This is a genomic window from Mesorhizobium sp. M1E.F.Ca.ET.041.01.1.1 (assembly GCF_003997355.1).
Classification (GTDB): domain Bacteria; phylum Pseudomonadota; class Alphaproteobacteria; order Rhizobiales; family Rhizobiaceae; genus Mesorhizobium.
In genome coordinates this window covers 1-8527 of the sequence record NZ_RZSL01000251.1, presented here as the reverse complement: position 1 = coordinate 8527, position 8527 = coordinate 1, and the positions used below count along the sequence as shown (strand labels likewise).

The following is an 8527-nucleotide window of genomic DNA, read 5'->3' as shown; positions in this document are numbered from 1 at the left end:
TATGCGAACCGATGGCGTGCAGATGGCGCCGGAGGCGATCGAGGCCGCGCGCGACGCCATCGCGAGCGAGTTCGGCGCGAAGTACCTGCCGGAGAAGCCGCGCTACTATTCGGTCAAGGCCAAGAATGCCCAGGAAGCGCATGAGGCGATCCGCCCGACCGATTTCAAGCGCACGCCGGCATCGGTCCGGCAATATCTCGATGCCGACCAGGCGCGGCTTTACGAGCTGATCTGGAAGCGCGCCATCGCCAGCCAGATGCAGCCGGCCGAGATCGAGCGCACCACGGTCGAGATCGAGGCGATCAACGGCGCCCGCACCGCCGAGCTCCGCGCGGTCGGCTCGGTCGTGCGCTTCGACGGCTTCATCGCCGCCTATACCGACCAGAAGGACGAAGATGCGGAGGACGAGGAAAGCCGCCGCCTGCCCGAGATCCGCGCCGGGGAGCAGCTTGCCCGCCAGGCGATCAACGCCACCCAGCACACGACCGAGCCGCCGCCGCGTTATTCCGAGGCGTCGCTGATCAAGAAGCTGGAAGAGCTCGGCATCGGCCGGCCGTCGACCTACACGGCGATCCTGAAGACGCTGGAGGACCGCGACTACGTCGCCATCGACCGGCGCAAGCTGGTGCCGCAGGCCAAGGGCCGGCTGCTCTCGGCCTTTCTCGAAAGCTTCTTCGAACGCTATGTCGAGTACGACTTCACCGCTTCGCTCGAGGAAAAGCTCGACGAGATCTCCGATGGCAAGCTCGCCTGGAAGGACGTGCTGCGCGACTTCTGGAAGGATTTTTCGGGCGCGGTCGACGACATCAAGGAGTTGCGCGTCACCGACGTGCTCGACGCTTTGAACGACGAGTTGGCGCCGCTTGTGTTCCCCGAACGCGAGGACGGCTCGAACCCGCGCATCTGCCCGAAATGCGGCTCAGGCAACCTGTCGCTGAAGCTGGGCAAGTTCGGCGCCTTCGTCGGCTGCTCGAACTATCCGGAATGCTCCTACACCCGCCAGCTTGGCGATGCCGCCAATCCCAATGGCGAGAACGGCAACGGCGAGGACGGCGTCAAGCTGCTCGGCAAGGATCCGTACACGGCCGAGGAGATCACGCTGCGCAGCGGCCGTTTTGGTCCCTACATCCAGCGCGGCGAAGGCAAGGAAGCCAAGCGCTCCAGCCTGCCCAAGGGCTGGGCGGCCGACTCGATCGACCATGAAAAGGCGATCGCGCTGCTGTCATTGCCGCGCGACGTCGGCAAGCACCCGGAAACCGGCAAGATGATCTCGGCGGGTCTTGGCCGTTACGGACCCTTCGTGCTGCATGACGGCACCTACGCCAACCTGGAAAGCATCGAGGACGTGTTCTCGATCGGTCTGAACCGCGCCGTCTCGGTGATCGCCGAGAAGCAGCAGAAGGGCAAGGGCGGCCGCAACGGCGCCACGCCCGCTGCGCTGAAGGAACTTGGCGACCATCCCGACGGTGGCGGCAAGATCGTCGTGCGCGACGGCAAATACGGCCCCTACGTCAACTACGGCAAGGTCAATGCGACGCTGCCGAAGGGCAAGGATCCGCAGTCGGTGACGATGGAAGAGGCGCTCGCTTTGATCGCCGAGAAGGAAGCCAAGGGCGGAGGCGGCAAGAAGCCGTTCCGCAGGGCGGCGAAGAAAGGGTAGCGGAACGTGGCGCGCAGGATCTCCGGAAGAAGCCACGGCGATCCGCGCGGCGCCGATACCAGGGCCAGGGTCAAGGACGACTACCGGCCCTCGCGCGACGAAATCCTGCGCTACATCGCCGAAAATCCCGACCGTTCCGGAAAACGCGAGATCGCCAAGGCTTTCGCGTTGCGCGGCGAGGACCGCATCTGGCTGAAGGACCTGCTGCGTGACCTTCGGGACGAAGGTCTGCTGACGAAGGAACGCAAGCGCCTCACCCGCGCGGGCGCCCTGCCCCATGTCGCCGTGCTCGACATTGTCGGCCGCGATGCAGACGGCGTGCTTCTGGCCAATCCGAGCGAATTTACCGGCCCCGGCTCGCCCCCTGTCATCGCCATCCGCATTTCGCGCGGCGCCACCGGCCCGGTTCCCGGCATCGGCGACCGCGTGCTCGCCAAGACTTTCCCGACCGAGGATCCTACCGGCCCTGCCTATACCGGGCGGGTGATGAAGATCTTCGAGAAGCGCAGCGAAGCAGTGCTCGGCGTTTTCCGCGTGCTGAAGGACGGCAGCTTCCGCATCGAGCCGGTGGAGCGGCGGCAGCCAGAACTGATCGTCGACAAGGAATTCCAGAACGGCGCCAAAAACGGCGATCTGGTCGAGGTCGAGCCCGCGCGGGCATCCCGCTATGGCCTGCCGCGCGCGAAGGTCCTGGCCGTCCTTGGGTCGCTGACCAGCGAGAAGGCGGTCTCGATGATCGCCATCCACGCCCATGACATTCCGCATGTCTTTCCGGCCGACGTCATCGCCGAAGCCGGGGACGCCAAGCCGGCGGCACTTGCCGGCCGCGAGGATTGGCGCGACCTGCCGCTGGTCACCATCGATCCGGCCGACGCCAAGGACCATGACGACGCCGTCTTCGCCACACCCGACACCGACGGGAAGAATCCCGGCGGCGTCATCGTCACGGTGGCGATCGCCGATGTCGCCGCCTATGTCCGCTACGGCACGCCGCTTGACCGCGAGGCGCTGAAGCGCGGCAACTCGGTCTATTTTCCGGACCGCGTCGTGCCGATGCTGCCCGAGCGCATCTCCAACGATCTCTGCTCGCTGCGCGAAGACGAGGATCGCCCCGCGATTGCCGTTCGCATGACCTTCTCGGCGGAAGGCCGCAAGCTTAGGCACTCCTTCCACCGCATCATGATGAAGTCGGCGGCCAAGCTTGCCTACCCGCAGGCGCAAGCAGCGATCGACGGCGCGCCCGACAAGAAGACACGGCCGATCCTCGACAACGTTCTGAAGCCCCTGTGGGATGCCTATGCCGTGCTGAAGCGCGGCCGCGACGCGCGCCAGCCGCTGGAGCTCGAGCTGCCGGAACGCAAGATACTGCTCAAGCCGGACGGCACCGTCGACCGGGTCATCGTCCCTGAGCGCCTCGATGCCCACAAGCTGATCGAGGAGTTCATGATCCAGGCCAATGTCGCGGCCGCCGAGACGCTGGAAGGCAAGAAGGAGTCTCTCGTCTACCGCATTCACGACGCGCCTTCGCTTGCCAAGCAGGAATCGCTGCGCGAATTCCTGGCGACGCTTAGCCTGTCGCTGGCGCGCGGCGCACAGATGCGGCCAAGCCAGTTCAACGGCATTCTGGAGCGCGTGCGTGGCGCCGACAACGAGGCGCTGGTCAACGAGGTGGTGCTGCGCTCGCAGAGCCAGGCCGAATACTCGCCGAAGAACATCGGCCATTTCGGCCTCAACCTGAAACGATACGCCCACTTCACCTCGCCGATCCGCCGCTATGCCGATCTGATCGTGCATCGCGGCCTGATCGCAGCGCTTGGCCTTGGACCCGGTGGCCTGACACAGCCCGAAGCCGACCGGCTGGAAGAGGTGGCCGCGCTGATCTCGGCCACGGAACGCCGCGCCATGGCGGCCGAGCGCGATACCGTGGACCGACTGATCGCCGCCTACCTCGCCGAGCGCATCAATGATACCTTCGACGCGCGTATCTCCGGCGTCACCAAGGCGGGACTCTTTGTCCAATTGCCGCAGTACGGCGCGGATGGTTTCATCCCGGTGTCAAGTTTGGACGGCGACTACTATATCTACGACGAAACCGCTCGATCGCTGTTCGGAGAACGCACCGGCAAGGGCTACCAGCTTGCCGACCGCGTCGAGGTTCGGCTGCTCGAAGTCGCGCCGATGGCCGGCGCCATGCGTTTCGAGATGCTGACCGACCCGAAGCCGCTGCCAGGCTCGCGACGGTCGTTTCACAAAGCCAAGGGCCGCGCCCGCGCGTCACAATCGCGCTTCGGGCCGCGCGGCAGGAGAAGATGATGCCGAAGGGACTTGGTGTGGAAGAGCAGGTTTTCGGCGGTGAGCATCATTCAGGCCGCGTCGCGCGTCCGCTGTGGACGGCAATCAAGCGCGGTCTGCTCGGCCGCTGCCCGCATTGCGGCGAAGGCAAGCTGTTCTATGCCTTCACCAAGTCCGTCGACAAATGCAGCGTCTGCGGCGAGGAGCTCCATCACCATCGCGCCGACGACCTTCCTGCCTATCTGGTGATCGTCATCGTCGGCCACATCGTGGTTGGCGCCTTCATGGGTGTGGAGGCGACCTCGACGCTCACGTTGTGGCAGCACGCGCTGATCTGGGTGCCGCTGACCTTTGGTCTGGCCGTCGCGCTGCTGCAGCCGGTCAAGGGCGCCGTCATCGGTCTGCAATGGGCACTCTATATGCACGGCTTCAGCGGTGAGAAGGACGAGCTTGAGCCGCACTCCTAGGCTTGGAGCGGCAAGTTTGTTTCTACGCAATTCCCGACGGAAAACCGCTGAGCTCTTTTCCAGGGATTGCCACAGCAGCGACTTTTCGTCCGGGGTGGTGCAAAGATCCGAGCCCGCAAGCCACTTTCGCATTCGAGAAGTTTCCGCTAGGTCGAACGCATGGAAGGAATGACCAAGGCGGATGTCGATAAACTCGATAAAGGCTTGGCCGTGCACGGCGGCCGGCCGCTTCGTCCGCGCGATGCCGCAACCTTGATCCTGCTCAATCGGAGCGGCGGCGACGTTCTGGTGCTGATGGGCCGGCGCCATGCCGGGCACGCCTTCATGCCCGGGAAGTTCGTCTTCCCCGGCGGCCGCACCGACCCAGCCGACAGCCGCATTCCGGTGGCTGCTCCGCTGCACGCCAAGGAAGAGGCGAGGCTTGCCAGCGGTCCGGGACGCGCGAGCGCTGCGCGGGCGCGCGCCATCGCCTTGTCGGCAATCCGCGAGACTTACGAGGAAGCCGGCCTGCTGATCGGCCGCAAGGGCCCGTTCGCGACCGCCAAGCGCGACTGGCAGGGCTTCGTCGCACACGGCGTGACGCCATCGCTTGATGTCCTGCGCTTCATCGCCCGCGCCATCACCCCGCCCAACCGCGTGCGCCGCTTCGACACGCGCTTCTTCAGCGCCTGGCGCGATGATGTCGCCGTGGAATTGCCGGACGGCGGTCCGACCAACGAGTTGGAAGAACTCGTCTGGCTGCCGCTTGCCGAGGCCCGCAAGGCCGACATTCCCGACATTACCCGCACGGTCCTGGAAGAACTGGAAAAGCGGCTCGCCCACGATCCCTTGCTGCGTCCGGGCGGTGCCGTGCCGTTCTTCCGGCTCGTCCGAAACCGCTTCGTCCGCGAAGTCCTTTAGAAGCAGAGCATCCATATCCCATGACGGTCGATACCCAGCAACAGGGCGACGAACGCGTACACTGGCTGCCGATGATCGCGGCAATCTCCTCGATCAGCGTGGTCGGCATCGCCATCGGCCTCGGCATGCCGCTGCTCAGCGTCATCCTGGAAACGCGCGGTCACTCGGCCTCGATGATCGGCCTCAACACTGCGGTCGCCGGCCTCGCCTCCATCGCCGGCGCCCCGCTCGCCACGCCCCTTGCCGTGCGGCTCGGCGTCGCATGGACGATGCTTTTGATGATTGCCGCCGGCGCGCTTGCCTTTGTCGGCTTCCATTTCGCGCCGGACTTCTGGATGTGGTTTCCGCTCCGTGTCGCGCTGCATATCTCGCTGACGGTGCTGTTCATCCTTTCGGAATTCTGGATCAGCACCTCGGCGCCGCCGCATCGCCGGGGCCTGGTGCTCGGCATCTACGCCACGGTGCTGTCGCTGGGCTTCGCCGCCGGTCCCTGGCTGTTCGCCCATCTGGGCTCGAGCGGCTTCCTGCCTTTCGGCGTCACCATCGGGCTGGTGACGCTCGCCGCCATTCCGGTGCTTGCGGCCCGCAACGAGAGCCCGGCGATCGTCGCCGACGGCGAGACCAGCCACTTCCTGCGCTATGTCTGGATGGTGCCGACCGCGACCTTCGCCGTGCTGGTGTTCGGCGCCGTCGAGACCGGCGGTTTCTCGCTGTTCCCGGTTTATGGCAGCCGTATCGGCTATTCGGAGGCCGACGCGGCGCTGTTGCTCACCATGATCGGCCTCGGCAACGTGCTCTTGCAGATTCCGATCGGCATGATCAGCGACCGCGTCTCCGACCGCCGCCACTTGCTTTTGGCCTGCGCCACGGTCGGGCTCGCCGGCACCGCCTTCATGCCGCTCTTCGCCCAGAACTGGCACCTGATGGCGGCGCTGCTGTTCGTCTGGGGTGGCGTGGTCGCCGCCATGTACACGATCGGGCTTGCCCATCTCGGCTCGCAGCTATCCGGTCATGAGCTCGCCTCCGCCAATGCCGCCTTCGTGCTCTGCTATGGCGTCGGCATGGTGATCGGCCCGCAAGCGATCGGCATCGGCATGGACGCCTTCGGCCCTTCGGGCTTCGGCTGGTCGCTCGCGGTGTTCTTTGCCGCCTACATGCTCCTGGTCTGCGTCAGGCTGGTGCGGAAGATTCTCTAGCCGGAAATGTCGCCAAGGCGCGGGCAATCCTGACATCACCGTGTCAGCAGCACCCCTGCTATACCCTCGCTCGAACGGACGAAGAGCAAGGAGAGATCAGATGATTGACAGCGGCTTTGAGACCAAATCCCTCAGGATGGAACTGCTTCTGCTCGTCACTTTCCAGGCGCCGGCGGCCGATGTCGAACGCATCATGGAGGCGGTCGTGGCGATCACGCCGCTGCGCATGGGCAAATATGACGGCAATGCCTATCAGTCGGCGCAAGGCATCGAGCGCTACCGGACGCTCGAAGGGGCTGCCGCGGGCGCCGAAATCGAGTTGCGCCGGCGGCCGGGCACCGTCGAGGTGTCGTTCGAACTGCCCGATGACCAGGCGCTTGCCGCTCGTGTCGTCGAGGCCATCTACCAGGCGCACAGCTATGAGGAACCGGTGATCCGCCTGCAGCCCCTGCTTGCCAGCCGTTCGAAAGGGCTCGACGATCGCGCCAATCCCAACCGCTGGTGGAACACGACGGGGGATTGGAAACAGTCTGCCTCGCCGGTCCGGGAGAGCGCCTGAAGCACCGCCAGCCTGCCGCCGGCCCCATTCGCCGTTACCGGCGGCAGGCGCATTGGGCCTCGCGAAGCCCGCTCGGGCTTGACTTTCCGGGCGCGTTCTTTATGTGTCGCGCCAAGTTTCCCGCGTCCGGGTGTTTTCCCCGTGCTCCAGCGGCCAAAACTCCACGAACATTAACGGACGAACATCATGGCCAAAGCCGCAAACATCAAGATCAAGCTTCTGTCGACCGCCGACACCGGTTTCTTCTACGTGACCAGCAAGAACAGCCGCACCAAGACGGACAAGCTGTCGTTCCGCAAGTACGACCCGGTCGCCAAGAAGCACGTCGAATTCAAGGAAACCAAGATCAAGTAATCTGGTTATCCCGAAATGCCGAAACGCCGCCCCCTCGGGCGGCGTTTTTGTTTTCGGCGGACGGATCCGCAAGCAGGAACGAGCACCGCTGTCTGCAGCGGGCCTTGACATCATGTCTTGGAAAAAGGGGGCCGGTCGGCGGTTGGCAGCGGTACGAGGAGGCCACTATGTGCCAGCGCCGGCCGGCCGACCCCACGGACCCAGGAGATGCGGCGGACCTGAGCATCATGGGGTATTTTTCGGATCGAGCCGGGCAGTCTACCCTCGTGCCGGCTTCGTCTTCGGTCTATGCGAAGCAGATTTGCTCAAGAACGTATGAAAATCAACCATTTCTTAACCACGGCTCGCGAATCGCTTGGGTTAAGGTAAATTCGTAACCCTGTCGGATGGCCGGATATTGGCGGCGTCTACCAATGCATGCCGCTCAAAAGTCTGCGGCGGTTTCGAGAAATCGACATGCGCGAATACAGACTTAAGGGCGCGTCGCCAAATCCGTTTCAGCGCGACTCGCTTTAAGCAGCCTTGGCGACAACCCGGTTGCGGCCGCCGCTCTTGGCCTCGTAGAGCGCAAGGTCGGCGCGCTTCATCAGTGACGCGACCGTATCCGTTCCCTTCAGCACCGACGACACGCCGACGCTGACCGTCACTTCGATGGTCTTGCCATCCGCCCCGATCGCGAACGGCACCTGCGCGATCTCGGCGCGGATGCGTTCGGCCACCTTCTCGGCAACAGCGCCTTCGGTGTCCGGCATGACCACGACGAACTCCTCGCCGCCAAACCGGCAGGCAAGGTCGATGCCGCGCACGTTCTTGCGCAGCCGCCTGGCGAACTCGCGCAGCACGTCGTCCCCCCCGTCATGGCCATGGGCGTCGTTGATGGACTTGAAGCGATCGAGATCGGTGATCATCACCGACAGCGGCCGGCGGCGCGCCACGGCGCGGTCGAACAGCGTCTCGAGATGGCTGTCGAGATAGCGGCGGTTGTGCAGTCCGGTCAAGCCGTCGGTCACTGCCATCTCGATGGTCTGGGTGACGCTGGCGCGCAACTGATCGTTGTAGCGCTTGCGCCGCACCTGCGTGCGCAGGCGCGCCGTCAGTT

Annotated in this window: 8 protein-coding genes; 7 read left to right on the top strand and 1 reads right to left on the bottom strand. The window is 64.8% G+C overall.

Annotation, left to right across the window (positions count from 1 at the left end):
* The 7 genes from EOA38_RS20105 to rpmG all read left to right on the top strand — a co-directional run.
* Positions 1–1660: DNA topoisomerase (locus EOA38_RS20105; RefSeq protein WP_189434762.1), on the top strand; the 1660-nt coding region annotated here is incomplete at its 5' end.
* A 6-nt stretch (positions 1661–1666) separates the two neighbouring features.
* A complete protein-coding gene (gene rnr / locus EOA38_RS20100) occupies positions 1667–3973 on the top strand; it encodes a ribonuclease R (RefSeq protein WP_127300036.1) in 2307 nt (768 codons plus the stop codon).
* A complete protein-coding gene (locus EOA38_RS20095) occupies positions 3973–4419 on the top strand; it encodes a DUF983 domain-containing protein (RefSeq protein WP_126093495.1) in 447 nt (148 codons plus the stop codon). The genes rnr and EOA38_RS20095 overlap by 1 nt, the downstream gene beginning before the upstream one ends.
* 159 nt (positions 4420–4578) lie before the next feature.
* Positions 4579–5319, top strand: coding sequence for an NUDIX hydrolase (locus EOA38_RS20090; RefSeq protein ID WP_127300035.1), 741 nt, complete (start codon positions 4579–4581; stop codon positions 5317–5319).
* A gap of 20 nt (positions 5320–5339) precedes the next feature.
* The gene (locus tag EOA38_RS20085; RefSeq protein WP_127300034.1) at positions 5340–6515 is read left to right on the top strand and encodes an MFS transporter; all 1176 of its coding nucleotides are present in this window, start codon (positions 5340–5342) and stop codon (positions 6513–6515) included.
* Between the two features lie 100 nt (positions 6516–6615).
* On the top strand, positions 6616–7074 hold the full coding sequence (locus EOA38_RS20080; RefSeq protein WP_127300033.1) for a hypothetical protein: 459 nt from the start codon (positions 6616–6618) through the stop codon (positions 7072–7074).
* A 186-nt stretch (positions 7075–7260) separates the two neighbouring features.
* A complete protein-coding gene (rpmG, locus tag EOA38_RS20075; RefSeq protein WP_006201775.1) occupies positions 7261–7428 on the top strand; it encodes a 50S ribosomal protein L33 in 168 nt (55 codons plus the stop codon).
* A gap of 512 nt (positions 7429–7940) precedes the next feature.
* Here the strand turns inward: rpmG and EOA38_RS20065 are convergent.
* Positions 7941–8527 (bottom strand): diguanylate cyclase (locus EOA38_RS20065; protein WP_127300032.1); only part of this gene is annotated, 587 nt, incomplete at its 5' end.

Coding starts and splice junctions, on each gene's coding strand:
- EOA38_RS20085 (WP_127300034.1), top strand. CDS start 5,340: ATGACGGTCGATACCCAGCAACAGGGCGACGAACGCGTACACTGGCTG.
- EOA38_RS20090 (WP_127300035.1), top strand. CDS start 4,579: ATGGAAGGAATGACCAAGGCGGATGTCGATAAACTCGATAAAGGCTTG.
- EOA38_RS20095 (WP_126093495.1), top strand. CDS start 3,973: ATGCCGAAGGGACTTGGTGTGGAAGAGCAGGTTTTCGGCGGTGAGCAT.
- EOA38_RS20080 (WP_127300033.1), top strand. CDS start 6,616: ATGATTGACAGCGGCTTTGAGACCAAATCCCTCAGGATGGAACTGCTT.
- rpmG (WP_006201775.1), top strand. CDS start 7,261: ATGGCCAAAGCCGCAAACATCAAGATCAAGCTTCTGTCGACCGCCGAC.